We start from the raw sequence: 26,418 nt of genomic DNA on the forward strand, positions 1-26,418 counted from the left end.
AATAAAAGGCAAAAACGGAGGGAATTTCTTCAACAACGAAGAAACAATAGTCTTTGTAAAAAAAAAGAAAAGCAAGCCGTAGAATGGTTGTCTTCCCCATCTCTAAGCCTGCTTTATCTGCTTAAACCACCAACCGGATCCAATTCCCGGCTGGATCACTAGTAACATAGTAATCCTCTTCTATTTTTACCGATGCACCTATTTCTTTTAACTGCGCAACCACGTTATCCCTTGCTTCGCTATTCGGAAAAACAAGTGTGTACCAGTTCAAACCTACACTATTTTCCGGAGGGGGTGGTGCTCCCACTCCCTGCCAAGTATTGATGGCGATATGATGATGGTAGCCCCCGGTTGATAGAAAGGCAGCTTGAGGATAGTAGCAAACGGTCTGGAAACCAAGGCCTTGTGTATAAAATTCCTCAGTCTGCTGGAGATCAGCTACATGAAGGTGAATATGCCCCATTAAAGTATCAGCAGGCAAACCTGTCCATTCCGCATTACTTTCAGCCAAAATTCCTTCCCCATCCAGCTGTTCCGTTGCCATATCCACTAACCCATTCTTCCAATTCCATTCATCAGACGGGCGGTCACGATATACTTCGATTCCATTGCCATCTGGATCATTGAGGTACAAAGCTTCACTAACATAATGATCAGCCGCTCCAAACCGGTAGCCAGTCTGAAGCAAATGCCGTAAAAAGACGGATAAATCAGCTCGGGTTGGCAGCAGAATGGCATAATGATATAAACCTGACGTACGGCCTGTTTTCGGGATAACATCTGCAGGCTGCTCAAGTGTAACCAAGGGAGTTTTCCCATCTGTTGTTAAGACTGCCGTGTGACTAGATTCTTCCAATACTTTAAACCCCATCAGATTTTGATAAAAAGTAAGCGAGGTTTTTAAATCCTTTACTTTTATATTCACTTCTCCAACATAAACATTCGGTTTCTTATGGAAGCTGCTCATCCTCATACCCCTTTATAAACGTTTTTATTATTATATGCCTGATACATACAAACTAACGTATTGATAATTATTTTGAATTAAAGATATTTTATTTTAAAATATAAATAAAGTAAAGGGAATAATAGGAATCATTTAAAGAGTAGTATTTTATGTAGGTGTAGTTGAGAAAACAGACAAAAGGTAAGCCCTGCAGGTGTTTGTCCTTAGGAGCTTACCTTTATATACCTATTAAACTAATGAGCTAAAAATTGCCCTATCTTTTTAATTCACAATTATTTTACAGTTTCAGCCTTCTTGCTTAAATCCGGAAATGGAACCGGTTCATCTGATAAGAAACGTTTCAAAACATTCTCTGTTAGACGAGAAATATTATTATCGTAATTATTGTGGGATAGGCTTCCGCAATAGGCAATGGAGCTTGTTGAGAATACCGCACCACCATTTGGGGTCGGATAGTAAACCATATCAGCCCTTACTCTTGGATTCTCTTCCCCGCCTAGGCCTGGAATGTTAAAGTACAATTCTTCTGCTACCGGCACATAGACATTTGTGTGGCCTACAGATGAAGCAACAATGACGGCATGTGAAGGGGTTCCAAGCTCCTCATCATAAATATCTAATTCTAATCCGGCTGCTCCTCCACCTACTAAACCAAAGTCACCGATTTTTTCGTCTTTTCCAATTCCTTCGAATATCCACTCTACTCCTGGTTCAAAGCTATCTTCTGATCTGAGATAATAAGAGGATACTTCAAAGCCCTCCGCCATATATCCTACGCCGCAAACCTTTTGAGGCGCCCTGCCGCGGTGCTTCCAAATACTGCCCTGTTCGCCCGTAATACTTAAATGAATTTCGCCCGGCTTAGATTTCCAGCCTTGGTTTCCATAATTCTTTCGAACTTCCATGAGGTTTGGATTTTTTGGATCAAAGGTAACAACCCAATAGAATCCATTTGAGCCCATATACATGAAGCGTCCCCCATTAGCTTGGTAATCCTCTACAGCATCCAGCATTTGGCCCGAATAGTATTCTGGGTGAGAGCCTGTAATGGCCACTTGATAATGGCTTAACAGCTCATATCCTTCAAAATGCAGGTCTTGATCCGTAATGACATCAAAGTCAAAGCCCTTTTCAGTCAGCCAGTCGATTAAGTGTAAGTCAGCGTTAAATTGCCATAAAGAAGGAGATAAATTGTGACGGTATTTTGGTCTCATATTTAATATTGGACGCAAGCTTGATGAGAAGCAAACCCCTGAACCATCATTATGGTGATCATATGTGGATAGACCAAATTCCGCATGCTCTCCCAAATACATATCTTCCTGCTGAACAACTGGGGCTCTTCCAAACATAAGCTGAGCAAGCGGGATGTCCTGGAAGCGATTATTGGCGTATGCTAAGTAGCTGGCAGTAGGAATAATAAGAGCTGTTTTCGCAGTTGGCTTCCCCTTCTTCGGTCTAACGAAGAATACGATGTAATCCTCATCATCTCCAGCATACACATGGGCAGCATATACACCGCTTTTTAGCGTATCAGGAACTGTCCATTCAAAGTCAACATCCCATTTCGCATCAGTCATATCATCATCATGGAAATGAATAGCTCCATATTGTTCTGGAGCATGGGTAAAGTTTTGCTCCTCTGATGTCCAATTATATCCGGTCATCGCACGGGTAGGGTGATTAACTGCTTCACCGTGAATTTGATTTGGTCCCTTATCATATATCTTCTCAAGATCCTTAATGCCCTTCTTCGTAATCCCCTCAGCAAAGTCCCATGCGGCTACAACACGATTTCCAGAAGGATTTTCAATCCATGCAGACATTTCTTCTTTCGTTAAAGCTGCATTCGCGATACGCGGACGGTCAATTTTTCCATTGAATCGCCATATTACCTTTTGTTTACCATCTGCCCTTTGAAAAATACTAGCTATGATGAATTCAGCATCGTTTGAAGCATGAGGCTTTACTACTGTTTCTACTTCATTATTTGCGTTCATCTCTTCAATGCCGTATGGAAGTGAAAATCTCCCATTTGTTTTACTAATAACCGCTTCTTGGAAAACTGTTACCCTTCCCGTTTCTGCATCAAAGGATCCCCCAACAAAAAACCATGTGCCTTGTACGAGTGGCTTGTTAGTGCTTACCTTCTCAACGTTCCCGTTTTCATCGCCAATCCATAAAGCCAGGCAGCCTTTTTCATCAATGAAAAGGCCATAGCCTGAATTTTGATCAGGGGACCATTTTGTCAGAATTCCTTGCACGCCTAAATCAGGTGTTGTTGGGAATATCATGGCCTGCAGAGAAAAACTGTTAACGCTTTCAAAATGAGACTGGGAATCGAACTTGATATAGGACCCCATATGTATGGCCTGCTTCCTGCCATCATATTCCTTATTCACATCTGCATCTACACTATAAATCTTTAGTCCCGGCCCTTCAGGATTGGAATCTCCATGGACAAGATGGACAATTTCTGTTTTATATTTTTTATGATCACTGTTTACCATAAATTTAATATTTTGACCGGGCTGAACACTTAATCGATCTGTATAACCGTTAATTGCCAATAGAATCCTCTCCCTTTTTGATAATTATTAATCTACTAATCCATGTTTTTTGAGTCTTTTAAGGAATAAGGCATGCTCCGCCTTCTCACGTGTGTCAAAGCATTGATCTTCAAAAACTTTATAAGGAACTCCGCGCTTCCCCGGATGTTCCCCCAAACACCATTCTTGATGGGGCTTTGTACAAACAATTAGATCTTTTCCTTCAATAATTTCGTGATTTCTTCTTAGGAAATTGAGAACCATACTCAGATTATAGCTATGTCTGCCAACAGGCTGCTTTCTATGTTCTTCAATTAACTCCTCTGTAATAAGGGGCTTAATGTTATTCTCAAGGATGTATTTATCTGTACTTAAATAAGCTTTCTTTGCTTGTGCATTCAAAATAAACCCTCCTTTATTTTCACCATTGTAATGTTTCTGACTTACCAAAGTAGCGGATGAAATTTTAAAATAATCAGTTAATTAATTTCGACTTTCGGGTGACATTTGTACAATACCCAAACAATCACTCACTTCCTTTCTTTGGTAAGCACCCTTCACTTTAAGTGTTGCAAAATCCATGCCAAGTTTCATAGATAATAGACTTAAAGGTTTTTCCCATGAAATGAAGAATATAATACCTTGATGTTGTTAACCTTTTGAGAGTCAACTTACTTCCTTTTATACAAAGTGTAATTTTTTCATAAAAAACTTTTCCCACACAAAAAATATTAACTATTTGCCAAATTGTAAAGCATTTGTACACCTAAATCTGTAAAGAGGTTGTTCAACTGTCAAAATAGTGTACTGAACAATAAATGAACAATTTTATAAAAGAAAGGAGCCAATATCATTGGAGAAACAGGAGTTGAAAGTGGGAATTCTCTTTTCATTAACAGGGACAACCAGTATTACTGAACGGGGACAGTATCAAGCATGCTTATTAGCAATTAAACATATTAATGAAAGCGGCGGCATTAATGGAAAAACACTTATCCCGATTGTCGAGGATGCGGCTTCCGATCCTGATATAACTCGCCAGAAGGCTGAAAAGCTTATCGTTACCGATCAAGTCACGGCCATTATTGGCTGCTACACTGCCGCCTGCAGGAAAAGTGTCATTCCTGTCTTAGAAATGTATAATAATCTATTATTCTATCCGACCATAAATGAAGGCGGAGAAATGCATCCCAACATCTTTTATTCCAATTCAACGCCTAATCAACAACTGCTTGACTTTATTCCTTGGCTCATTCGCCATGTTGGGAAGACCTTTTACCTCCTAGGTTCAGACTATATTTATCCTAGAGAGATAAACCGATTCGTACGCCAACTTGTTGAGTATCATGGGGGATCTGTTTTCGGAGAGCAATACGTTGCATTAGGAAACCAAGTTTTTGATAAGCATTTAAATGAAATCAGACAGATGAATCCAGATATTGTCTTCTCGACCTTGGTTGGCGACAGTACTATTAGCTATTACCAGCAGCATGAAAGACTTGGCTTGCAGCAGCCCATTGCTAGTAATGTGACAGCAGAAACCGAAATTAAAGCGATTGATCCTAAAGGAAAAACCGAATTTTACTCCAGTTTTTCATATTTCAGTACTATTGATCGTCCCGAAAACAGAAGATTCATAATGGAATTCCAACGAATTTATGGGACTGATATTATTAGTTCTGTTATGGAGAGTGCCTATAATAGCATGATCCTGCTTGCAGAAGCACTCAAAAGGGTAGATACTTTCTCAACTAATGCCATTCGAAGTGCCTTGTCTGGTCTATCCATTGAAGCCCCACAAGGGAAAATCATGGTTGATCCGATCAATCAGCATGTATGGCTAAATTCGCGAATTGGAAAGGTCAATGAATCCGGTCAATTTCATATTTTATGGGATTCAGATAATCCAATTAAACCGATTCCTTTGATGGAAGATGCCCTGCCATTACATCGTAAGGATACTATCCCTGACAAAAAGAATGAACAATTCCAGCCTAAAATAAATCAATTCCAGCCCCTTCTTTCTGAACTCAAAAAGAATTTATCAAGGCTGCCCTTTCCGTTTGCCTATTTTGATAAGGAAGGTTTGCTGATAGAAATCATTAATACTGGCTCTCCCGCAGATACCTCCCCTCTATTAAATTTGAAGACGGGAGATACGGTAAATAGCACACTATTGAAAAACAGTGGAATTGCCGCTGCTTTTAGTGGGAAAACATCCACATATGAAGTTACAAATGAATGGGATAGGAAATCAAACAATACATATGTTGTTGCAGGGTTCCCTATCATTGGATCATTTGATGAACTTAAGGGTGTATTGGGCGTTTATATGCCAAAGACATCATCTGAGTCAACCGAACAGCTGCTGGAGAGCATTAGGGGTATCATCCATCTAAGTTTTAAGCTAGTTGAAAGTCAAGAGAAACAGTATATTCTAAATAACGCCCTTGGTGAAATTACAGACCAGCAACCGGGAGGTTTGTTTATCATAAAAGAAGGGCATATTCATTTTCAAAACAAAAAGGCAGTAGAATTATGGAGAAATAAACAAAGCCTAGTACAAACTGTTTTACAGGAGATTTCTTTGAATAGGGCGGATAGAGAAAAAGGTGAGGAGCGTATTTTAAGGCGTAAGGATAGCGAAGAAAGCTACGAGATTAAAGTACAAAAGAAAAATTCGTTGATTTTTATTCATTTTAAATCCCTTCCTCGCCATCCGTATCGGTTTTCCTTGAATGAAAGAAAGAACTTAACCACTTATGATCTAGTCGGCTCCAGTGATTTATTTTTAAAAACAATTGAATTGGCACGCTCTGCTTCGAAAATACAAGCTAATACTCTTTTACTAGGGGAAAGCGGGACTGGCAAAGAGATGTTTGCCCGTGCTATCCATAATGAAAGTGCACGGAGGAATAAGCCATTTGTAGCGATAAATTGCGGTGCAATTTCAAAAGACCTAATCAATTCGGAACTTTTTGGATATGTGGAAGGGGCTTTTACTGGTGCCAAAAAGGGCGGCAGCCCGGGTAAATTTGAGGTTGCTAATGGGGGAACTCTTTTTCTTGATGAAATTGGTGAAATGCCTCTTGAACTGCAAACAACCTTATTAAGGGTTTTGCAGGAAAAGGAAGTTGTTCGCGTTGGCGGTCACAAGCCTATTCCATTAGATGTACGAATCATTGCAGCAACGAATAAGGATCTTTTCCAGGAAATTGCCTTCAATGGTTCATTTCGGAGTGACCTATACTACCGTCTAAATGTTTTCACTATCGAACTAATACCTCTTCGCAAACGACCTGAGGATATCGTCCATTTCAGTTATCATTATTTAGAAGAACTCAATGCTCTTACTAGTCAAAAGAAGGAACTATCAAATGAAGCCCTGATACTAATGAAAAAATACAATTGGCCTGGAAATATCCGAGAGCTTTGCAACGTTATAGAAAGAGCCTATTACTTAGCAGGGAACTCATCAATTATTGAACAAGAGCATCTTCCTCAAGAAATAGCTGAAAATATCCAAGCATTGAAGCAGGAAGATACTTATTCCCCCTATAATATTAAGAGCATTTCAGATATTAAGGAAAAAAACTATGAACATGAACGCCAATTTTACATTCAAACATTAATGAAACACAAGGGAAATATAACTAGAACAGCCAAACACCTTAGCATCTCCCGTACAACCCTTTACCAGAGACTTAAAGAATTCCAAATTGAAATTAAAAGAGTTAAATAGATGCCCAGAGAAGCATACATCCTTGATGTAGAAGGTGTATGCTTCATATTTTTATAAACCATTACCTATGTTTATTTCGGTCATAATAGATGCATTTGATTGAGTCAAAGAGAATCTGCTCGGTGGCTGTGATTTTTACTTTTTCCATGAATTCGCATGGAATAAGGTGGATCAGCGGTTGTTTAACTTCATAGAAGTGTTCAAGAGCATTAATTACCTTCTGATCCCATTCCTCTGAGTAATATAGAAGATCATCTGGGTACACTTTCTTTCTCTCTGTTCCATCTTCCGGGATACATTCAAAGGGTTCATCTACATTCAAAGATCCATAATCATCCGTTAATTGCTCTCCTGGATAAATGTCCCGAACAGCTACTTCAAATTCATAAGCTGTTCCCATACAGTTTGCATGGAAACTATGATTCACATACCTGCCGAGATCCCAGCAAAGAACATATTTTCCTTCTTGATTGCGGTAGGAGTATTTCTTTAGGAGGTCCCTCCTGTATTTATCTAGATTTTTAACATAGTCTGGCTCTAATATTTGATCAAGCCCATCCAATGCCCACGTTATTGTCCCTTTTGGAATAAATTCAGTTGCAAATACACCAAAACCTATCTGCTCATTAATAAAGCGCAGTTCCGTATGCGGATGAATCATGTCGAGCAATCCCCTTTGTATAGTTGGTTTTATCCATAATCTATGCAAAAGACGTCTGCTTGTTGATTTTTAAAATGATTGTTATTTAAAAAAACCTTTAATTTCTTCTAATAAATCACAAACAGCTGGAGAAAGATAACGGTCTTTTAAATAAGCCAGATAGACTGTACGCTTTAAATGCTCAGATTCAATCATATGCATCGTAATATTGGGGTTTGGCGTATATTTAATATAGCTTTCAGGCAGAATCGTGACGCCGAGGCCTTGTTCAACAAAACTGTAGGCGGTTTCAAACCTTTCAATCTCATACATGATCTGGGGAATGATCTTTTCCTCTTCAAATGCTTTTAGAATATCCTCTCTAGTTCGTAATCCAACCTTACTAATAATAAAATCCCTTCCTTTTAGATCATGAAGGGTAATTCGCTCCTTTTGATTAAGAATATCGTCCTTATGAGTTAGGAGAATTAAATTTTCATCATAAAGGGGGATGAGATGAATCTCTTTTTTATCAATTGGCTGATTTGTAATGGTGAAATGGACATCATATTGCATAAGGGATTTATAAACTGTTTCTTTTCCAAGTATCTCGATTAATTGAAACTGTATATTTGAAAAACTCTTTTTAAACTTATTCACTGCTTTAGGAAGCCAGAATTTAGTGGATTCAATCATGCCAATAGTTATTTTTCCGGTACCATGTTGTTTGATTGCATCAAGATCTTTAAGCATATTGTCAAAGTTTCTAATTAGCTGCAAAGACCTCTTATAAAAAATTCTTCCTGAATCCGTTAATGCCAACCGGCGAGTATTTCTTTCGAGCAGCTGAAAACCAACTGCCGTTTCCAGCTTTCTAATGGCGTTACTTAAAGAAGGCTGGGAAATATGAAGAATGCTGGCAGCTTTAGAATAGTTTTTTTCCTGAACGACGGTAACAAAGTAACGAAGCTGACGAATATCCATAAAACCTCCTATTTGATTTATAGCTTAAAGCTATGCAATTATAATATTTCAGTATTGGTTTTTTATATATTAGCACCTTTATAATAGGATTACACGTATAACTCAGAATTTTTTTAAAAAGGAGGAGAACCTATGTACACAGAACCGTCCAAAGAGCATTGGTTTGGAAGAATTGATAGCCACACAGACTCCTTAAGCTTTCGATATCATCAAGTAGTTAATTTGTCTGGAATCCCTTCATCTTCTGTAAACCAAAAAACTTTTGGCATTATTGGATTTAAGTGTGAGGCTGGGGTAAAACGCAATAAAGGACGTTTAGGTGCAGCAGAAGCTCCTGATAAAATAAGGGAAGCTCTTGGTAAGCTGCCGTGGCATCTATCTAAAGAGACAGGGCTGCTGGATGCTGGTAACGTTTCTTGCATAGGCGACCAAATGGAAGAGGCTCAAGCTGAATTAGGCCATGCCATTACAAGCCTATTAAACAAAAATGTAAGCCCCATCATTCTCGGCGGCGGTCATGAAACCTTTTATGGCCATTATCTCGGAGCTAGACAATTTATCGGCAAAAACGCAAAGCTTGGCATCATTAATATAGACGCCCACTTTGATATGAGGCCGTATGATGAGCAAACATCATCTGGTACGATGTTTAAGCAAATTTTAGATAACGATGCTCAAAGCAGTTATCTATGCTTAGGGATACAAAAATATGGAAACACTTTGTCCCTTTTTGATACGGCGGACAAGTATAACGTTCGGTATTTGCTAGAAGAGGATTTATCTCTTTCTAATATGGATCCTGTTAAACAGAAAATTGAGAGTTTTATTAAAGAACATGATCATGTCATTCTTACTTTATGTACCGATGTGATTGATTCATCCTATGCTCCTGGAGTTAGTGCACCTTCGCCTTTTGGTCTTGAGCCAAAGATTGTCCGTTCATTGATTCGCCATATCATTTCAAATGATAAAATCCTTTCATTCGATATTTCCGAAGTAAATCCAGCCGTTGATGAAAACAATAAAACCGTTGCACTAGCTGCCCAGTTAGTCAATGAAGCCATCATGAACTTTAATATAAAATAGGCATCTTAGGGGGTAACATATGAATTTGGAACTCAATCAAATCACAACTGTCTTTCTTGCCGTAGCTTTGTTAATGATAGGCGGAATGCTGCTTAATAAACTTCCATTTTTAAAACGATTCTGTATTCCAGCACCAGTTGTTGGCGGATTATTATTTGCAATTCTTGTAACCGTTTTAAAACAAACAGGAATTCTTACGATTACCTTAGATACCTCACTGCAAAGCCTTTTCATGCTAACATTTTTCACAACGGTTGGTTTAGGCGCAAGCTTCAAACTAGTAAAGCTTGGGGGGAAACTCCTTGTAATTTACTGGATTGCCTGCGGCTTTCTAGCCTTGGCTCAGAATTTTATTGGGATTTCTCTTGCTAATGTACTTGGTTTAGAACCGCTGCTTGGCATTATGGTTGGGGCTGTTTCCATGGAAGGCGGCCATGGGGCAGCAACAGCATTTGGCGGAACCCTGGAAGAACTAGGAGTCAACTCAGCTCTATCAATCGGGCTTGCTGCAGCAACATTCGGTCTTATTGCCGGAGGATTAGTCGGCGGTCCTACTGTTAAATATTTAGTGACTAAGTATAAATTAAAGCCTACTGAGTCGGATGAAATGGATGAAGTGGCAGCTGCAAAAGAAATGGGAGATACAGATAGCATGAATTCACAAAAATTCATGACCCAAATTCTGATTATTACATTGTGTATGGCTGCAGGCTCTTACTTAGGCGAGCTTTTTTCAAAGGCAACGGGCTTTGTGCTGCCAAGCTATGTAGGTGCAATGTTCTTAGCCGTTATCGTCAGAAACATCATTGATAGCATTAAAAAAGATGCGATTGACATGAAGAGCATCAATTTAATTGGGGATGTGACGTTAGGGATTTTCCTTTCCATGGCGCTCATGAGCATTAAGCTATGGGAAGTGGCGGATTTAGCATTGCCAATGCTCATCATCGTCTTTGTACAAGTCATCTTTATCGTGCTTTTCAGCATTTTCGTTTTATTTAAATTGTTAGGCAAAAACTATGATGCGGCCGTTATGGTTGGAGGCTTCACTGGTCACGGACTAGGCGCCACTCCAAATGCGATGGCCAATATGTCAGCGATTACGGCACAATTCGGTCCTTCCAGGAAAGCATTCCTCATCGTTCCGATCGTAGGTGCATTCCTGATTGATGTATTCGCCATGCCGATTATTATAACAAGTATTAATTTATTTAAATAAACAGACTATTGTTACGCTATCACTTTCCTGAAATATGGATACTAAAAAAACGTCCCAGAATTCTGGGGCGTTTTTTAGGGTTTAGTCCTAGAAAAGGCTATGGATACAATGCAGTAGATAAAATTAAGGTTAAGATAGAATAGATTTTTATTTAGTAAGAGGGCAGGAGTGTATTTTCCCCGCCCTTTATTACTCAGCCTAGATTAAAATATTTTTATACTTTTTTAACAAATTCGGACTTTAATTTCATAGCACCAAAGCCATCAATTTTGCAATCAATATCATGATCGCCATCCACGAGACGGATCCCTTTAACCTTTGTTCCAACTTTGATGACGGATGAACTTCCTTTCACTTTAAGGTCTTTAATGACTGTAACTGTATCCCCATCGTTTAAGATGTTTCCATTCGCATCTTTATAAACCTTGACGTCTTCATTTTGGGCCTCAGATTCTAGGTTCCATTCATAAGCACATTCCGGACAAATAAACAGACTTCCATCTTCGTATGTATATTCTGAATTACATTTTGGACAATTTGGCAAATTCGACACTAGCCATTTCCCCCTTCATTATTATTCTAAATACTCTTTGGTTTCATCGCCTACAAGTATATTGGATAATTAGTAAAGTTTCCACTAAACTTCATAAATGCTGTTCTTAGTATGTTATTATCACCGGCCTTAAATACCATGAACCTTTTCATGACTACTGTTTTCCATCTTAAACTACTAAAACAAGCCTCATGAACCATTCATGGCTGCTGATTTCCAACTTAACCAGCATAAACGAGATTCATGAACCCTTTCTGGCAAAAAAAGACCAACCCCCGCATTAAGAGGGCTAGTCTATTAGCTTATGGAATCATTCGAACGGTCACAATTCCATCGATTTGGTTAATGATATCTTCCAGACTCATAATAACTTCATTATCTACTTTATTATCAATATCAATAATCGTATAAGCAAAATCGCCACGGCTTCTATTGACCATGTCAGCGATGTTTAAGTGATAGTTTGATATAGCAGATGTAATCTTTCCGACCATGTTTGGAATGTTTTTGTGGAATGCCGTTACACGCTGTTTTCCGGTATAAGGAAGGGTAGCATTTGGGAAATTCACAGAGTTTTTAACATTCCCTGTCTCTAGGAACTCCTTTAGCTGGCGCGCTGCCATAATCGCACAATTCTCCTCTGACTCTACTGTTGAAGCACCAAGGTGAGGGGTAGGAATCACGTTTTTCATTTTCATTACATTTTCATTTGGGAAATCTGTCATGTACTTTCCTACTTTTCCGCTTTCAAGGGCAGCTGCCATATCCTTTTCATTCACTAATTCACCTCGAGAAAAGTTCAAAATATAAACATCGTCCTTCATTAAGCTAAAGGTCGCTTCGTTGAACATTTCTCTTGTATCTTCCGTTAATGGAACATGGACGGTAATATAATCAGATTCTGCAAAAAGTTGTTCAATAGTCATCGCCCGCTGGACTTTGCGGGATAACTTCCAGGCAATATCAACAGAGATAAATGGGTCAAACCCAATGACATCCATGTCTAACTCAATCGCATCATTCGCCACAAGGGCGCCGATCGCTCCCAACCCAATGACGCCTAGAGTTTTCCCCTTAATTTCCTTCCCAACAAATTGCTTCTTGCCCGCTTCCACAAGCTTTGGAATTTGTTCACCTTCTCCTGCTAACGTCTTAACCCAGCTCACACCGGCAAAAAGATTACGAGATGCAGCCATTAATGAGGTCAGTACCAATTCTTTCACCGCGTTGGCATTAGCACCTGGTGTATTAAATACAACAATCCCTTGCTCCGTGCACTTATCAACAGGAATGTTATTCACGCCCGCTCCTGCTCTTGCAATAGCCTTTAATTGATTACCCAACTCCACTTCATGCATGTTAAAGCTGCGAACGACAATTCCATCTGGATTTACACTGTCATTATCGATTGTGTAATGATCATGATCATTTTTAAATACCTTTAATCCGCTTTCTGCAATATTATTCAACGTCTTGATCGTTTTCACTTTGTTTAACATCGTTGTGCTCATCTTCATATCTCCTCTTTTTTTAATATACTTTTAATCTATTAACAAAATGGGGAAAAAAAAAGAGACTGGTGTTCTCCAATCTCATCCGACGTCAAAAATAACAAATAGCACGATTCATTTGTTATTCTTCTGTCCTTTTGCCTGAGATTTTGAACCCTTCGGCGCTGCAGTCAACCTGCAGTCTCTCCAGAAGCTGCTCCTGTTATAGTGCAACCCATAACAATCATAGCCTTCTTCATATTTAATTATTAATAATTTTTCGAAAAATCCGTACATCTACAATAATCGAAATTAAAGACATTATCAACTATTTTTTCCTGAGCCATCCCCCCTGAATATACACAAAGAGGTAAGGGATTAGTTTCCCTTACCTCTGCCCAGGCGAACGGCTAATCGATACTATGTGCTCCCCCACGGTTATCCGTTTTCGCCAGTTACACATAGCCTTTGAAATTGATTACAGGATATCAGATTTTACAGAATCCTTCAACCATTAATTTCACGCTAACGCCCTTTGCTCTGATTTTTTTCCAAAATCCCCACAAATTTAGTGGAGGCTGGCGATAGTGGAACACTTTTTAGAAAGCAGACACCTATATCCCGTTTTGGTATTTCCTCAGTAAGCTGAACCTCAAACAATAGCCCTTTATTTAAATATTCCAGAGAAAATTCTTTCGTCACACAGGCAATCCCTAAATTTATTTTTGCAAATTCCAAAAGTAGTTCATGTGAACCTAATTCGAATTCAGGCGATATTTGTATCCCTTTGGAAAGCAAATAATCCTCAACATAGTTTCTGGAATTTGATTTATCTAGAAAAATTAAAGGCAACTTGACTAGTTTCTGAATACTGACAGCTTCAGATAATAGACCCTTATATTTTTCTCCGCAAACAAAGATATCGTGGACTTCAAGGCATGGCCTTAACTCTAGCGCAGGATCATCAATCGGAAAATTACAAACAGCTACATCGACCTCTCCCGATTTTAGCAAAGAGCAAATTTCTAATGTCGTACCATTCACAATCTTAAATTTAATATTGGGATAATTACTGTGAAAAGCCTCTAAGTACGGAAGTAAAAAATATCTGGAGATCGTGTCCCCAACACCAATCTTTAATTCTCCCGTAGTTAAATTCTTAAATTCAAGTATTTTTTCCTCTCCCACATCTATTAAATTAATGGCTGAATGAATATATTCAAATAAAATTTTGCCCTCAACAGTGAAAGTTACCCCTTTAGGAGTTCGATTGAAAAGGCGTGTATCCAATTCTTTTTCTAATTGCATGATGGATTGACTAACTGCAGGCTGTGTCATGAAAAGCTCTCTCGCCGCCTTAGAAAAACTTTTGCACTTTCCAACTGTACAAAAAACCTTATAGAAATCTAATTTACTTACCATATAACCACCCCTTATATCCACTATTAGATATATTAATTTTACTTATATCACTAAAGAGGTGTATAGTACAAGAGGATAATATGGAAATTAAGCCTAACAGTTATAAGGAGCGATTATATTGGAAAGAGTAGTTGGAACTGTTGTTAGAGGCCTTCGTTGCCCGATCATTAATCAAGGAGACAATATTGAAGAAATTGTTGTTGATAGTGTGCTAAAGGCTGCGGAGGTTGAAGGCTTTAACATTCAAGATAAAGATATCGTGACGATTACAGAGTCGATCGTTGCCCGCGCTCAAGGGAATTATGCGACAATCGATCATATTGCACAGGATGTAAGTTCAAAATTTGGTAACGAAACTGTTGGAGTCATCTTCCCGATTTTAAGCCGTAATCGCTTTGCTATATGTCTTCGCGGGATTGCAAAAGGGGCGGCAAAGAAAGTTGTATTAATGCTTAGCTATCCGTCTGATGAAGTAGGCAATCACTTAGTTGATATTGATTTACTTGATGAAAAGGGCGTTAATCCATGGACAGATGTTTTAACCGAGAACCAATTCCGTGACCTTTTTGGCTATAATAAGCATACTTTTACTGGTGTTGATTATATTGATTACTATAAATCGTTAGTGGAAGAATACGGAGTTGAATGTGAAGTCATCTTCTCTAATAACCCGAAAACGATTTTAGAATACACAAAAAATGTTCTGACTTGTGATATCCATACAAGATTTAGAACGAAGAGAATCTTAAAAGCGAATGGCGGAGAAAAAATCTACAGCCTTGATAATATTTTGGCGGAATCTATTAATGGAGCTGGATTCAATGAAGAGTATGGTCTTCTTGGATCCAATAAGGCAACAGAAGACAGCGTGAAGCTTTTCCCACGTAATTGCCAGCCAGTCGTTGATAAAATCCAGCAAATGCTCAAAGACAAGACAGGAAAAGTTGTTGAAGTGATGGTATACGGAGATGGTGCTTTCAAAGATCCTGTTGGTAAGATTTGGGAGCTTGCGGATCCAGTTGTTTCACCTGCATACACATCCGGTCTTGATGGAACTCCTAATGAAGTAAAGCTAAAGTATCTTGCTGATAACAACTTTGCTGATTTAAAAGGGGAAGAGCTTAAAAAGGCAATCTCCGAATTCATTAATAACAAAGAATCTGACCTTGTAGGATCAATGGAATCTCAAGGAACGACCCCAAGAAAATTGTCTGACCTGATTGGCTCACTATCTGATCTAACTTCAGGCAGCGGGGATAAGGGAACACCGATTGTCTTTATCCAAGGGTATTTTGATAACTATACAAAATAAGACTAATTAAATTTAAACTAGATGCCAAGCAGTTTACAGCATCTAGTTTTTTTCATTATTAATGCATCAATTTTTTTAAGCTCTCCCTGTATCATGATTAACGAATATAAAGTGATATTTCACCCATTCCCTCAAATTTTGAAGTCAAATGATCGCCTTTCGTTAACAAGATCGCCTCTGTGATTCCTCCAGTGAAGATGATAGAGCCTTTCGGGATTTTGCCCTTTCCTTGGCAAAATAGCATATTGGCTAACATCGCAACAGAGTTGGCCGGATTGCCTAACACATCCGCACTTGTCCCGCTAGCTTTTATTTCCCCATTTATAGATAGTGTTACCCCAATCTTTTCAAGATCGAATTGTTTAGGATCGAAAAAGTCATTTCCAATAACAACCCTAGAGGCTGATGTATTATCTGCAACTACATCTGGCAGCTTAAACTTAAAATTTTCATACCGGCTATCTATGATCTCAAAAGCAGGCAGAATTCCCTTCGTTTTTGCCATCACTTCCTCGCCTGTAACTGCCGGTCCTTCAATATCCTCAGCAAGTATAAAGGCAATTTCCGCCTCCACTTTCGGATGAATAAATTCCTCTATGAAGATTTCCCCTTTTTCATGTACTCTCATATAGTCAAACACAGCCCCATAGATCGGCTGGTCTATATTCATTTGCTTCATCTTTGCTTCACTGGTTATGCCCATTTTATAAGCAAAAAAATTACTTCCCTGATTCTTCTTTATTTGGATTAGCTCGTCTTGAACAAGATAGCCCATAGATAAATTAAACTCAGGAATTTGAGAAGTAATACAGGGAACTGCATAATTGTTTTCTTCTGCTTTTACTAGCATTTCAGCAAGCTGTTTGTAATTTATCAAAAGAATCCTCCTATCCCAATTCTACATCTCGCTTTTTAATTGGTCTCCGACTGCATAATAATTTTTAGGAACTTCGTTTACGTAAACACGAATGGTCGATAAAGGGGCACCAAGTGATTCATGAACCGTACGGGCGACATCGCGAATGCATTGTTCAACTGCTTCTGGTTCTCTTCCCTCGAGCAGGGTAATTTGAATAATCGGCATCTTGCTTCCTCCTTCTATTAAAAAAGACGGCATTACCTCCATTTGAAGTAATGCCCATCCATTATTAAGCGGCTTTGCTATTTTGACTATTATTTTTTGACCTATTAAACATTAATTGATCAAGTGCAAACATTTTACTGCCGTTGATTGCAAGGAATACAGCCATCGCTAAGAAAGCTAAATCTAATTCATAACCTGCCATTTGGCCATTGCCTAAAAAACCAACAGCTAGCTTCACTTTGAAGATCGCACCAACCATTAATAGTGATAATAAAATGGACACGATTTTAGTGCCTAACCCGATGACTAATGCGATTCCGCCGACCAACTCTATGAATGCTACTGCATAAGCGAGCGCCCCTGGTAAGCCAATACTATCAAACCATCCAACAATATTTTCAATGCCTCCCTGGAATTTGACTAACCCGTGTATAAAGAAACTAATCCCTAAGATTACTCGTAACATCAACGTACTTGCTTCAATTTTATTTGTCATTTTATTTCCTCCATTTTTTCAATTTATCTATCGCTTCATTCTGACTTTTTTCGTAAATATGTCTCAGCCAAATTGCCAAACACTATGACTAAGATTTCCATATCGGTAGCTGCGATGTAATAGTTTTGCTGTTTGCTGATCATCTGCCGCACCCATTGCGTAGAAGATCGGCACAAAATGCTCATTGCCATAAGGCGGAACTGCTAAACTAGCGGCAGGTGCTAATGACTGATACTTGTAAAGTGATGCTAGGTCCCAATTTTTTAAATGACTTGCCAGCCACTCTTCAAAATTTAATGCCCAATCATCCACTTCTCCATTATCTGCCCAATTCAGCGCTCTTAGATTATGAACCGTTCCCCCACTGCCGATGATTAAAACATCCTTCTTCCTTAACTCCACTAAGGATTTCCCAATCTTATACTGTTCCTCTGGTGAAAGCGACGGATTAACTGACATCGAGATGACAGGAATGTCGGCATTTGGGTACAGTAATCTCAGAACTACCCATGCTCCATGATCTAAACCGCGATTGGCATCAACTTCATAAGAGATCCCCTGTTTCTCAAATAACTCTTGAATTTCCTTCGCAATCTCCTGATCTCCCTTTGCCGGATATTGAATGCGAAACAATTCTTCAGAAAATCCGCCAAAATCATAGATTGTACTATATTGATCGACATTGCTCACTTGTTGAGCACTTGACTCCCAATGAGCTGAAAATAAAATAATCGCCTTTGGCCTTGGCCATGTGCTGCCTAAATCATTTAAAAACTGCGTATATTCATTTGTCTCAATGGCTATTAATGGCGCTCCATGAGCAATAAAATATGACGGAAGCATAAAAAATCATCTCCATTGTGTGTAATCTGTCATTTCTTTAATGAATCCTGCAGCCACTTCATGTAATCCTGAAAGTTTTGCAAAGATACGGTATGTCCTTCTTGATACGTTTTAAACGTGACACTTGCACCTAATGCTTGAAAATACTCTTTATTTGCGACTCCCCACTCATATGGCAGTATTTGATCCATTTCCCCATGAGAAATAAATAGGGACATATGATGCACTGGTTTTACGTTATAATCCTCTTTGACGAATCCGGGAATGTATCCGCTTAAGGCAATAATCCCCTTGATTCTCTCCCCTAATGTCAAACCGAGTGTCATCGAAAGAATTGCTCCCTGGCTAAAGCCCATTAAGTAAAGCTGGCTTGAGTCTAAAGGATACTGATCGGCTGCATAATCAATAAAACTTGTCACTTTACTAATCGCTTGATCAAATACCTCTCTATGCGGTCTTCCATAGCCTTGAATCGTAAAGAAAGCAAATCCGGGCGGATGCTCCAAATGACCCCGAAGACTAAAAATAAAATACTCTTCTTCTAACCCCTTTACCAATGACAGCATGTTTTGCTCGTTGCTTCCAATTCCATGCATCACAAAAAGGGCAGGATAAGTTTTATTAGGAGCAATCTCTTTCGGTCGATGAAGCTCATAAACCATCGGTGAATTCAACTCTCATCATCCATTCTATTTATTTTTATATTTCTAGTAGCTTCCCTCTATTGCTCAGCCCTAATCAACAAATTGATGTTAATTGCTTTTGTTTCTAAATAGATATATTAGATTCATATAAGAATACATATAGATAAAAAAATAAAACTAAACAAGTTTTTGTATTCCTATATGAATATTAATTATTCATAGGATAACAACCTCTATAGTAGATTGTCAATTATTTTTTTGCTAAGATAGAATTATGTTTTTTATTAGGAAACATTAGAGGGTGGTTCATTTGGAAATTGGATCAAAGATACGTGCCATACGTAATAGAAAAAAAATTACCATAGCCCAAATGTGTGAGGGCACCGGATTATCTAAAGGATTTATAAGCAATGTGGAAAATAATAATACATCTCCATCCATAAGTACTTTGCAAACCATTGCAGGCTTTCTTGGGGTACCTTTACCTTACTTATTACTAGAAAAACAGCAGCATATGAGAGTAGTAAGGAAAAATGAAAGAACGTATTCTACTTATAACAATCTGAAAATAGAGCATGTGACATCCAATGGCGGTCTAAGAATGATGCTGGTGGAATTTCCTCCGGGAGCTTCGATGGGGGAAGCAAATGCCCATGAAGGGGAGGAAAGTCATTTAGTACTGGAGGGAAAAGTTCTTGCTGAGCAGGGTGAGGACTCAATCATCGCAGAAGAGGGAGATTCCTTCAGTTGGAATGCCAGCTGCCCACATTTTGTGAAAAATATTGGAGATGGAAAAGCAGTTGTTCTAATATCTATCTATTCCGATACTGAGCTCAATGATATTTTCTAATTATTGCGGTCAGTTTCTATATTAGCGATTAATAATGATTACCAGCCTTATGCATGCATGCGAACGGGTTTTATTCGGGACGAATAACGTAGAGAGCAGGTATGCATAAGGCGGTTTGAACGAAACTAAATTCATAAACAAAGCCAATAAAAAAACTGCACCTCCAGTTGTTAGTTTCTGTGTCTAACAATTGGGGTGCAGTTCAATAGCGGTCACTTTTTTTCCATGATTGCAAAGTAACCTATCTGTAATCAATTTTCATCGATGAATGGTTACTGTTTTCGTTGTTTCAACTGTTACTTTTCCACTCTTAATCACATACAGCCTTGTTGGGATATCTATAATTGCATTTGTAACAGACTCGGTATCAAGTAATATTAAATTGGCTGTTTTTCCAACTTCTATTCCATAGTCATCTAAACCCATAGCCTTGGCCGGATTGGTCGTAATCATAGGCAAAACAGTAGGAAGATCCGATGCACCGCCTAAATGAGCTGTCGGAATGGCAAGCATGGCTGTTTGAATCAAGTCACCTGTTCCATAGGGTGTGAATGGATTACGAATATTATTAGTTGCAATACACATGTTCACGCCGCCGTCCCGCAGTGCCCGAATAGGCGTTAAAGTACGGCGAACATTGTGTTCATCGTGTCTTCCACCTAAATGAAGGTCTGTCGCAGGTAAACTCATGACACTTATTTGTGCCTCCGCCATTTTTGCAATAATCGGTTCCAGCCTCTCCTTAGGCAGTGCCCCAAGAGCTGTTAAATGTCCAACCGCCACTCTGCCAACATATCCTTCAGCAATTGTTTTCTCACAAACATATTCAATCGAAATCCCATCTGCATCATCTTTAAAGTCTTGATGGAAGTCTATCGGCTTATTGTATTTTTTTGCAATTTCAAACACAAGATCAATATGCTTATCCCATGGTGTATCATTATAAGGAATTCCGCCGACTACATCGGCCCCCATATCCATTGCCTGATACATCATTTCCTCTGTTCCAGGAGCCTTTATTATGCCTTCCTGGGGAAAAGCAACTACTTGAATATCGACTAAATCTTTATACTTATCCTTAAGCCCCATGATGACTTCAAATCCAGTCATACCTTGTGAAGGATCAAATTCAGAGTGTGTACGAATATTTGTCGTTCCGTTTTTGATCAGCAATTCAAGAGTTCTTTCAGCCCGATCAATAATATCTTCCTTTGTAAAGGTGGGTTTTAATTGGGCAGTCACCTGAAGGGCTTCCTGTAAAGTTCCTGATTTATTGGGGAGCCGATCCGCAATAAGGGCTTTATCTAAATGAATATGACTTTCCACCAGCCCGGGAATTAATACCTTTCCGTTAGCCTCAATAACACGTTCTGCTTCTGCATTTATCTGATGCTCAATTGCTGTAATTTTTCCATCCTTAATCGCGATATCCTTAGTCTCTTGTCCATCTTGAAGCTTTGCCTTTTTTATTAAAAGATCCATTTATTTAAACCTCCAAAATTGCTATTTAGAAACTTGACGAAAGTGCCTGCATGGTCATTTTAACAAAGCTTAGCTGACTTCCCAAGCCAAATTCCCCCATAGCTAAAAAAAAAAGAAAGGGGTTTTTCCCTTTCTCCATCTTACATGCTATTAAAATGCATCTAGCTTCACACCTTCAGATATTTCAAGCTGAGGCTCCGTTACGGCGATAATATCATCAACCGTGTATCCCTTTGCTACTTCAACTAATTTCAAGCCATCTTCAGTTACATCAATCACAGCACGGTCTGTAATAATTCGGTCGACAACTCCCATACCTGTTAACGGCAAGGAACACTCATTTAGAATTTTCGGATCCCCATCTTTGTTTACATGGTCCATAATGACGATAATTTTTTTGGCTCCATGCACAAGATCCATAGCTCCGCCCATCCCCTTAATCATTTTCCCGGGGATCATCCAATTGGCAAGGTCCCCCTTCACGGAAACCTCCATCCCGCCAAGAATGGCAACATCAACGTGTCCTCCGCGAATCATCGCAAACGATTCCGCACTAGTGAAATAAGAAGCCCCTTTTATCGCTGTAACTGTTTCTTTTCCGGCATTGATTAAATCTGGATCTACTTGATCTTCCGTTGGGTAAGGCCCAATACCCAATAACCCATTTTCAGATTGTAAAACAACTTGCTTTCCTTCTGGGATATAGTTGGCAACCATGGTTGGGATTCCAATTCCTAAATTCACGTAGAATCCGCTTTCAATTTCTTTTTCAGCACGTCTCGCAATTTTTTCCCTAATTAAGGATTTATCCGTTTTGGTCATGTTCCTCTCTCCTCTCTTTTTTACTTTTGAACTGTTAATCTCTCAATCTTCTTCTCTTGATTGCCGACAATTAATTTTTGAACATAAATACTTGGTGTGTGAATGTGATCTGGGTTCAGCTCTCCAATTTCAACTAATTTTTCCACCTCAGCTATCGTTACTTTTCCAGCAGCAGCAATCATCGGATTAAAGTTTCGGGCTGTCTTGTTATACACAAGATTGCCCATTTTATCCCCGATTGACGCTCGAACGAGAGAAAAGTCTGCTGTCATTCCTCTTTCCAGCAAGTAAGCTTTTCCGTCAAACTCGCGGACCTCTTTCCCTTCAGCAATCGGTGTTCCCACCCCGGCAGGTGTATAGAAGGCTGGAATTCCTGCCCCGCCTGCACGAATTCGTTCAGCCAAGGTTCCTTGTGGGACAAGCTCTACTTCAATTTCGCCAGAAAGCACCTGCCGTTCGAATTCCTTATTTTCCCCAACATAAGAACCAACCATCTTTTTGATCTGCCTATTTTTTAAAAGTAAACCAAGACCCCAATCATCAACTCCACAGTTATTGGAAATAACCGTAAGATCCTTTACTCCTGTTTCGACCAATGCCAGAATTAAATTCTCAGGAATTCCAACTAATCCAAAGCCACCAACCATTATGGTTGCCCCATCTTTAATATCTTTTACAGCATCAGAAAATGATGTAAGAATCGTTTTCATTACTTCTCAGCCCCTTTAATTTATTTTTCTATAATAGGTGCTACCCTTAATCCACCTTCAAATACGTATGATTGAATAACATTTATTTGAAAATTCAAAATTAATCCATACCTCCACTTTACAGTCTTCCCACCTATAAGTAAAATGAATAAACGGAATAGATATTATGAAAATAGCGAATAAATTAAATTGCATAAAAAGGCTGTCCAACATTAGGGTAAAGTCATGTATGAAAAATAATAGCTTTGAATTTTTCCATTTATCCCCTTACTCTTAATTCTTATCTAACTCTTCACATTTAATGATATGAAGCAGCAGTTTATCGCAGCCTTTTACTAGCAGGTTATAAGTCTCCATGTAGTTGCCGGTAATGGAGGGGTCTGGGACATTTTTATTTTCCACTTCTGGCACGTAATTGAGTAAAAATGGAATTTGACAAGCTTGTCCAAAACGTTCTGATAACACATTTACATTCTCTTGATCCATAAGAACGATATAATCAAAGGCCGAAAGATCATCTTCAGTTACTTGACGTGAACGTATCCATTTATGGGGAATTTGCATTTTGTCTAGAAACCTTCTTGTTGGTGGAAAGGGCTTCCTTCCAACATGAGAACTATCGGTAGCCGCTGAATCCACCTTAAATCTTTCACTTAATCCTTTCCTTTCTAATATCTGACAAAAGATTGCCTCTGCCATCGGTGATCGATTAATATTCGCTTTGCAAATAAAAAGGACTTTAATCATTTCAAACTCCCTCCCATTCGATTGATAGACACATATTATGTTATGTCGGAAGTTGGAAAGTGCTTTTTGATAACTAGGCCAATATAAAGAATGTGACAAAATTTGGTTAATATTCCTAAATCAATATTTTTTATAAAACATAGTATGAGACATAAAGGAGTGAGAAAACAGTGCCTAATTTAAACTTGCAGCAAATCTCCTCTGCCATGCCTTGCAGAGTCGCAACCTGGCAGACAAGTCAAGTGATCAAAGGTTTTACAAAAAAACATAAAACCCCTTTTCCATTTAGTTTAGTATTTATATTTAACCGTGTTGTAAATGAGGACAAACTAATTCAAAGATTAGTCATGGGAAAAGCAACTGGGGTTGTCGTTAGCAGCAATCACCATCTCGAACTTGATAAATTCGCTAAAGCTGGAATTGGTGTTCTTGAAGTAAAGAGGATCAAACAGGCCTATTTCCAAATGGCCAAGCTATACCGGAGGCAATTCCCGATACCGATCGTACAAGTGATTGGAAGTTCTGGCAAAACAACAACAAAGGAGATGATCGGCAGCATTCTTAAACAGGAGTATTCCACTTTAGTCAGTGCCTTGAATTTAAATGGCCTTACCGGGGTCCCGTACAATCTGTCTAAATTAGAAAAAAACCATGAGGCTGCTGTTTTGGAGGTTGGAATGAAAGCGTTTGGCACCATGGATTTATTAAGTCAAATGACTCAGCCTCAAATTGGAGTCGTTACAGGCATTCACCGGGCACATTTAACGAGACTTGGGTCAATTGAAAATATTATTAAAGCTAAGGCAGAAATGATTAAACATTTATCCCCGGATGGAGCTCTCATTATTAATGGGGATGATCCGAACTGTGCTGAATTTCTAAAAATAATAAAGTACCCTGGTAAAATTATTACATTTGGTTTTAATAGAGGAAACACCATTCGGGCAAAAAGAATTCGATACAAAAACTTCCAATGCTTTTTTAAAGTAAAGGGAAAAGGCTTTAAATTTAACTGTATGTTAAATACGTTTGGAAGCTATAATATCTCGAATGCATTAGCAGCTATTGCGGTAGGCATAGAGCTTCGTGTACCACATCATAAGATACAACAAGGGCTTGCTGAATTTTCCCCCGTAAAGGGCCGGATGCAGGTCATTTCTTGCACAAATGATATTACTCTTATCCATGATAATTTCAATGCCAATCCCGATTCTACCAAACTCTTATTAAGCCAAATCCCACATTTGCCTAGAAAAAGACCGGTTACATTGGTCTTAGGAGATATGGAAAGTCCAGAAACAAACGAAGCATACGCCAAAATGGTACATTACCAGATTGGTAAAAAAACCGGCTCCTTAGCTATTGATAAATTAATTGCAATCGGCAAATGGGCTGAGGAATATTGCCAAGGAGCCAAGGCGATGGGCATTCCAACGAAAAAGCTATATTATTACAAACAAGTCGATGATGCAATGAAGGACATGCCCCATCTTGTTCAGCCTTCTTCTATCGTTATCTTTAAAGCTTCGGTCACCTACATTGACCAAAAGCCGCTTATTCGCTTATTTAGTAGGAATACGTAGGGACATGTTCAGCATTAATTTTTTCAAACACTGAAGGAAGGGAATGGGGGGCGGTCCTCTGCCCTATTATAGCCATGAAGCTAAGAAAACTAGACGGGCCCTCCCCGTTAAACAAGTTTATGCCCACAGTTGGAGCAGAAGTTACCTTCACCTGTTTTTGTCCCGCAATTAGGGCAGAAATTAGGTCTCTTTTGATTGCCTGCATTTTGTTGGGCAGGAGGCTGCGGATTTTGTGAGGGCGCAGGTTGATTGTCGGCCTGCTGATTCATTTGATTCAGCATTTTACCCGCGATATTCATCCCCATCATCATCCCAGCCATATCGGAGGCCGCTCCTCCTCCACTCATTTTTCCAGAAGCCATTCCATCCGTTATGGAGATTTGCTGGTATCGATCCACGTTACCGACCATTCCGTGTGAGGCATTTTTCGTAATCATATCTTGAATCTCTTTTGGATAGCTGAAGCTCATGACATTAAATCCCGTGATCGTAATGCCGCTTTTAATCAACTGCATATCTAAATCCTCTTGAATCCCTTTAGATATTTCGAAGGTGTTCGACTGGAGATTGAACATATCCTTCCCTTCCCTTGAAATCCATTTCATCAAGAGCTGATCAAGGATCGAGGTAATCCTTATTTTGACATCCTCTACAACATATTGCTCGCGAACCCCAGCTATTTGGTCAATTAAGGCCACATAATCATTTACTTTAAAATTAAAAGTTCCGTTCGCACGAATTGGCATACCGCCCGGAAGTCCAAGTGTCGGGATATTAATCGCATTTTTCGTTCCCCACTTCTCAATAAACTCCTTCGTGTTCACAAACAGCACTTCGACACGCATGCCGCTGTTAAACCCAAACTTGAACCCCTTTAATGTCGATAAAAAAGGAATAATTTGCGATTCGATATCATACTCCCCTTCATCACGAAATACCCCTTCGATTTTCCCATTATTGAAGAAGACCGCATCCTGACCAGGTCGAATGATCAATCTGCTCCCCTTTTTAATCTCCCGGTTGCTCCATTTGTAAAAAATCATATCATCTCTAAATTCTTGCCATTCCACTACATTTGCAAATTGGTTTCTGAAAAAAGACATTGATTATTTGCTCCCTTCTATCAAATACGCCTTGGCGTATTTGCGCTCAGATAATACCTGCGCTTGCTCGATAAATTTCCTTTGAGAATC

At 39.0% G+C, this 26,418-nt stretch carries 24 protein-coding genes and 2 riboswitches; of the genes, 6 read left to right on the forward strand and 18 right to left on the reverse strand.

The genetic code is table 11. The features are described 5' to 3' along the window. Positions 1-121 precede the first annotated feature (121 nt). From RRV45_RS21370 to RRV45_RS21380, 3 genes are all read right to left on the reverse strand, one after another. Positions 122-967: a VOC family protein gene (locus RRV45_RS21370; protein ID WP_315666657.1), complete on the reverse strand. Its 846-nt coding sequence runs from the start codon at positions 965-967 to the stop codon at positions 122-124. A 272-nt stretch (positions 968-1,239) separates the two neighbouring features. Beyond that, the gene (locus RRV45_RS21375) at positions 1,240-3,537 is read right to left on the reverse strand and encodes a N,N-dimethylformamidase beta subunit family domain-containing protein (protein WP_315666658.1); all 2,298 of its coding nucleotides are present in this window, start codon (positions 3,535-3,537) and stop codon (positions 1,240-1,242) included. A 27-nt stretch (positions 3,538-3,564) separates the two neighbouring features. Beyond that, entirely contained in the window at positions 3,565-3,918 is a 354-nt protein-coding gene (locus RRV45_RS21380) for a hypothetical protein (protein ID WP_315666659.1), read from the reverse strand. 451 nt (positions 3,919-4,369) lie between these two features. On the opposite strand from RRV45_RS21380, the gene RRV45_RS21385 reads away from it, so the two are divergent. Beyond that, positions 4,370-7,258 (forward strand): transporter substrate-binding protein, encoded by a 2,889-nt coding sequence (locus tag RRV45_RS21385; protein ID WP_315666660.1) that lies wholly within the window; start codon positions 4,370-4,372, stop codon positions 7,256-7,258. 61 nt (positions 7,259-7,319) lie between these two features. Here the strand turns inward: RRV45_RS21385 and RRV45_RS21390 are convergent, their stop codons facing one another. Both RRV45_RS21390 and RRV45_RS21395 read right to left on the reverse strand, forming a co-directional pair. Then, positions 7,320-7,919: an SET domain-containing protein gene (locus RRV45_RS21390; protein WP_315666661.1), complete on the reverse strand. Its 600-nt coding sequence runs from the start codon at positions 7,917-7,919 to the stop codon at positions 7,320-7,322. Positions 7,920-8,000: 81 nt separating this feature from the next. Further along, complete coding sequence (locus RRV45_RS21395) at positions 8,001-8,882, reverse strand: LysR family transcriptional regulator (protein ID WP_315666662.1); 882 nt, start codon at positions 8,880-8,882, stop codon at positions 8,001-8,003. Between the two features lie 132 nt (positions 8,883-9,014). Here RRV45_RS21395 and hutG point away from each other — a divergent pair, with 132 nt between their 5' ends. Both hutG and gltS read left to right on the forward strand, forming a co-directional pair. Then, entirely contained in the window at positions 9,015-9,968 is a 954-nt protein-coding gene (gene hutG / locus RRV45_RS21400) for a formimidoylglutamase (RefSeq protein ID WP_315666663.1), read from the forward strand. A gap of 19 nt (positions 9,969-9,987) precedes the next feature. Beyond that, a complete protein-coding gene (gene gltS / locus RRV45_RS21405) occupies positions 9,988-11,187 on the forward strand; it encodes a sodium/glutamate symporter (protein ID WP_315666664.1) in 1,200 nt (399 codons plus the stop codon). Positions 11,188-11,401: 214 nt separating this feature from the next. Here gltS and RRV45_RS21410 read toward each other — a convergent pair whose 3' ends face one another. From RRV45_RS21410 to RRV45_RS21420, 3 genes are all read right to left on the reverse strand, one after another. Further along, positions 11,402-11,740, reverse strand: a complete 339-nt coding sequence (locus RRV45_RS21410) for a zinc ribbon domain-containing protein YjdM (RefSeq protein WP_315666665.1) — start codon at positions 11,738-11,740, stop codon at positions 11,402-11,404. A 302-nt stretch (positions 11,741-12,042) separates the two neighbouring features. Next, on the reverse strand, positions 12,043-13,251 hold the full coding sequence (locus RRV45_RS21415) for a phosphoglycerate dehydrogenase (RefSeq protein ID WP_315666666.1): 1,209 nt from the start codon (positions 13,249-13,251) through the stop codon (positions 12,043-12,045). Between the two features lie 119 nt (positions 13,252-13,370). Then, a riboswitch (glycine riboswitch) is annotated at positions 13,371-13,451 on the reverse strand. A gap of 168 nt (positions 13,452-13,619) precedes the next feature. Further along, positions 13,620-13,699: riboswitch (ZMP/ZTP riboswitch) on the reverse strand. A gap of 56 nt (positions 13,700-13,755) precedes the next feature. Then, positions 13,756-14,652 carry a LysR family transcriptional regulator gene (locus tag RRV45_RS21420; RefSeq protein WP_315666667.1) on the reverse strand — a complete coding sequence of 299 codons (897 nt, stop codon included), beginning with the start codon at positions 14,650-14,652 and terminating at the stop codon, positions 13,756-13,758. A gap of 118 nt (positions 14,653-14,770) precedes the next feature. Between RRV45_RS21420 and RRV45_RS21425 the strand changes: the two genes are divergently transcribed. Then, a complete protein-coding gene (locus RRV45_RS21425) occupies positions 14,771-15,964 on the forward strand; it encodes a coenzyme F420-0:L-glutamate ligase (RefSeq protein ID WP_315666668.1) in 1,194 nt (397 codons plus the stop codon). A 97-nt stretch (positions 15,965-16,061) separates the two neighbouring features. Here RRV45_RS21425 and RRV45_RS21430 read toward each other — a convergent pair whose 3' ends face one another. The 5 genes from RRV45_RS21430 to RRV45_RS21450 all read right to left on the reverse strand — a co-directional run bounded on the left by RRV45_RS21430 (position 16,062) and on the right by RRV45_RS21450 (position 19,061). Next, positions 16,062-16,841 carry a 2-keto-4-pentenoate hydratase gene (locus tag RRV45_RS21430; protein WP_315666669.1) on the reverse strand — a complete coding sequence of 260 codons (780 nt, stop codon included), beginning with the start codon at positions 16,839-16,841 and terminating at the stop codon, positions 16,062-16,064. Positions 16,842-16,862: 21 nt separating this feature from the next. Then, entirely contained in the window at positions 16,863-17,048 is a 186-nt protein-coding gene (locus RRV45_RS21435; protein ID WP_315666670.1) for a 2-hydroxymuconate tautomerase, read from the reverse strand. Between the two features lie 64 nt (positions 17,049-17,112). Next, positions 17,113-17,544 (reverse strand): DoxX family protein, encoded by a 432-nt coding sequence (locus tag RRV45_RS21440; protein ID WP_315666671.1) that lies wholly within the window; start codon positions 17,542-17,544, stop codon positions 17,113-17,115. 63 nt (positions 17,545-17,607) lie between these two features. Then, on the reverse strand, positions 17,608-18,387 hold the full coding sequence (locus tag RRV45_RS21445) for a DODA-type extradiol aromatic ring-opening family dioxygenase (protein ID WP_315666672.1): 780 nt from the start codon (positions 18,385-18,387) through the stop codon (positions 17,608-17,610). A gap of 29 nt (positions 18,388-18,416) precedes the next feature. Next, on the reverse strand, positions 18,417-19,061 hold the full coding sequence (locus RRV45_RS21450) for an alpha/beta hydrolase (RefSeq protein ID WP_315666673.1): 645 nt from the start codon (positions 19,059-19,061) through the stop codon (positions 18,417-18,419). 280 nt (positions 19,062-19,341) lie between these two features. Between RRV45_RS21450 and RRV45_RS21455 the strand changes: the two genes are divergently transcribed. Next, the gene (locus RRV45_RS21455; RefSeq protein WP_315666674.1) at positions 19,342-19,881 is read left to right on the forward strand and encodes a helix-turn-helix domain-containing protein; all 540 of its coding nucleotides are present in this window, start codon (positions 19,342-19,344) and stop codon (positions 19,879-19,881) included. A gap of 258 nt (positions 19,882-20,139) precedes the next feature. Here the strand turns inward: RRV45_RS21455 and RRV45_RS21460 are convergent, their stop codons facing one another. The 4 genes from RRV45_RS21460 to RRV45_RS21475 all read right to left on the reverse strand — a co-directional run bounded on the left by RRV45_RS21460 (position 20,140) and on the right by RRV45_RS21475 (position 23,642). Beyond that, positions 20,140-21,363, reverse strand: coding sequence for an amidohydrolase family protein (locus RRV45_RS21460; RefSeq protein WP_315666675.1), 1,224 nt, complete (start codon positions 21,361-21,363; stop codon positions 20,140-20,142). A 150-nt stretch (positions 21,364-21,513) separates the two neighbouring features. Then, positions 21,514-22,185, reverse strand: a complete 672-nt coding sequence (locus RRV45_RS21465) for a CoA transferase subunit B (RefSeq protein ID WP_315666676.1) — start codon at positions 22,183-22,185, stop codon at positions 21,514-21,516. Between the two features lie 20 nt (positions 22,186-22,205). Further along, positions 22,206-22,895 (reverse strand): CoA transferase subunit A, encoded by a 690-nt coding sequence (locus RRV45_RS21470; protein ID WP_315666677.1) that lies wholly within the window; start codon positions 22,893-22,895, stop codon positions 22,206-22,208. Positions 22,896-23,168: 273 nt separating this feature from the next. After that, positions 23,169-23,642, reverse strand: coding sequence for a low molecular weight protein-tyrosine-phosphatase (locus RRV45_RS21475; RefSeq protein WP_315666678.1), 474 nt, complete (start codon positions 23,640-23,642; stop codon positions 23,169-23,171). Between the two features lie 170 nt (positions 23,643-23,812). Between RRV45_RS21475 and RRV45_RS21480 the strand changes: the two genes are divergently transcribed. Further along, positions 23,813-25,225: a UDP-N-acetylmuramoyl-tripeptide--D-alanyl-D-alanine ligase gene (locus RRV45_RS21480; protein ID WP_315666679.1), complete on the forward strand. Its 1,413-nt coding sequence runs from the start codon at positions 23,813-23,815 to the stop codon at positions 25,223-25,225. Positions 25,226-25,332: 107 nt separating this feature from the next. Here the strand turns inward: RRV45_RS21480 and RRV45_RS21485 are convergent, their stop codons facing one another. After that, the gene (locus tag RRV45_RS21485) at positions 25,333-26,328 is read right to left on the reverse strand and encodes an SPFH domain-containing protein (protein ID WP_315666680.1); all 996 of its coding nucleotides are present in this window, start codon (positions 26,326-26,328) and stop codon (positions 25,333-25,335) included. Between the last annotated feature and the right edge of the window lie 90 nt (positions 26,329-26,418).

The organism is Bacillus sp. DTU_2020_1000418_1_SI_GHA_SEK_038 (genome assembly GCF_032341175.1).
In the GTDB taxonomy this organism is placed as follows: Bacteria; Bacillota; Bacilli; order Bacillales; family Cytobacillaceae; genus Cytobacillus.

What these genes read in the sequence shown, in the direction of transcription:
- RRV45_RS21370 (WP_315666657.1), bottom strand. Translation starts at nt 967, where the DNA reads ATGAGCAGCTTCCATAAGAAACCGAATGTTTATGTTGGAGAAGTGAAT.
- RRV45_RS21390 (WP_315666661.1), bottom strand. Translation starts at nt 7,919, where the DNA reads ATGATTCATCCGCATACGGAACTGCGCTTTATTAATGAGCAGATAGGT.
- RRV45_RS21395 (WP_315666662.1), bottom strand. Translation starts at nt 8,882, where the DNA reads ATGGATATTCGTCAGCTTCGTTACTTTGTTACCGTCGTTCAGGAAAAA.
- hutG (WP_315666663.1), top strand. Translation starts at nt 9,015, where the DNA reads ATGTACACAGAACCGTCCAAAGAGCATTGGTTTGGAAGAATTGATAGC.
- gltS (WP_315666664.1), top strand. Translation starts at nt 9,988, where the DNA reads ATGAATTTGGAACTCAATCAAATCACAACTGTCTTTCTTGCCGTAGCT.
- RRV45_RS21415 (WP_315666666.1), bottom strand. Translation starts at nt 13,251, where the DNA reads ATGAGCACAACGATGTTAAACAAAGTGAAAACGATCAAGACGTTGAAT.
- RRV45_RS21420 (WP_315666667.1), bottom strand. Translation starts at nt 14,652, where the DNA reads ATGGTAAGTAAATTAGATTTCTATAAGGTTTTTTGTACAGTTGGAAAG.
- RRV45_RS21435 (WP_315666670.1), bottom strand. Translation starts at nt 17,048, where the DNA reads ATGCCGATTATTCAAATTACCCTGCTCGAGGGAAGAGAACCAGAAGCA.
- RRV45_RS21440 (WP_315666671.1), bottom strand. Translation starts at nt 17,544, where the DNA reads ATGACAAATAAAATTGAAGCAAGTACGTTGATGTTACGAGTAATCTTA.
- RRV45_RS21445 (WP_315666672.1), bottom strand. Translation starts at nt 18,387, where the DNA reads ATGCTTCCGTCATATTTTATTGCTCATGGAGCGCCATTAATAGCCATT.
- RRV45_RS21460 (WP_315666675.1), bottom strand. Translation starts at nt 21,363, where the DNA reads ATGGATCTTTTAATAAAAAAGGCAAAGCTTCAAGATGGACAAGAGACT.
- RRV45_RS21465 (WP_315666676.1), bottom strand. Translation starts at nt 22,185, where the DNA reads ATGACCAAAACGGATAAATCCTTAATTAGGGAAAAAATTGCGAGACGT.
- RRV45_RS21470 (WP_315666677.1), bottom strand. Translation starts at nt 22,895, where the DNA reads ATGAAAACGATTCTTACATCATTTTCTGATGCTGTAAAAGATATTAAA.
- RRV45_RS21475 (WP_315666678.1), bottom strand. Translation starts at nt 23,642, where the DNA reads ATGATTAAAGTCCTTTTTATTTGCAAAGCGAATATTAATCGATCACCG.
- RRV45_RS21485 (WP_315666680.1), bottom strand. Translation starts at nt 26,328, where the DNA reads ATGTCTTTTTTCAGAAACCAATTTGCAAATGTAGTGGAATGGCAAGAA.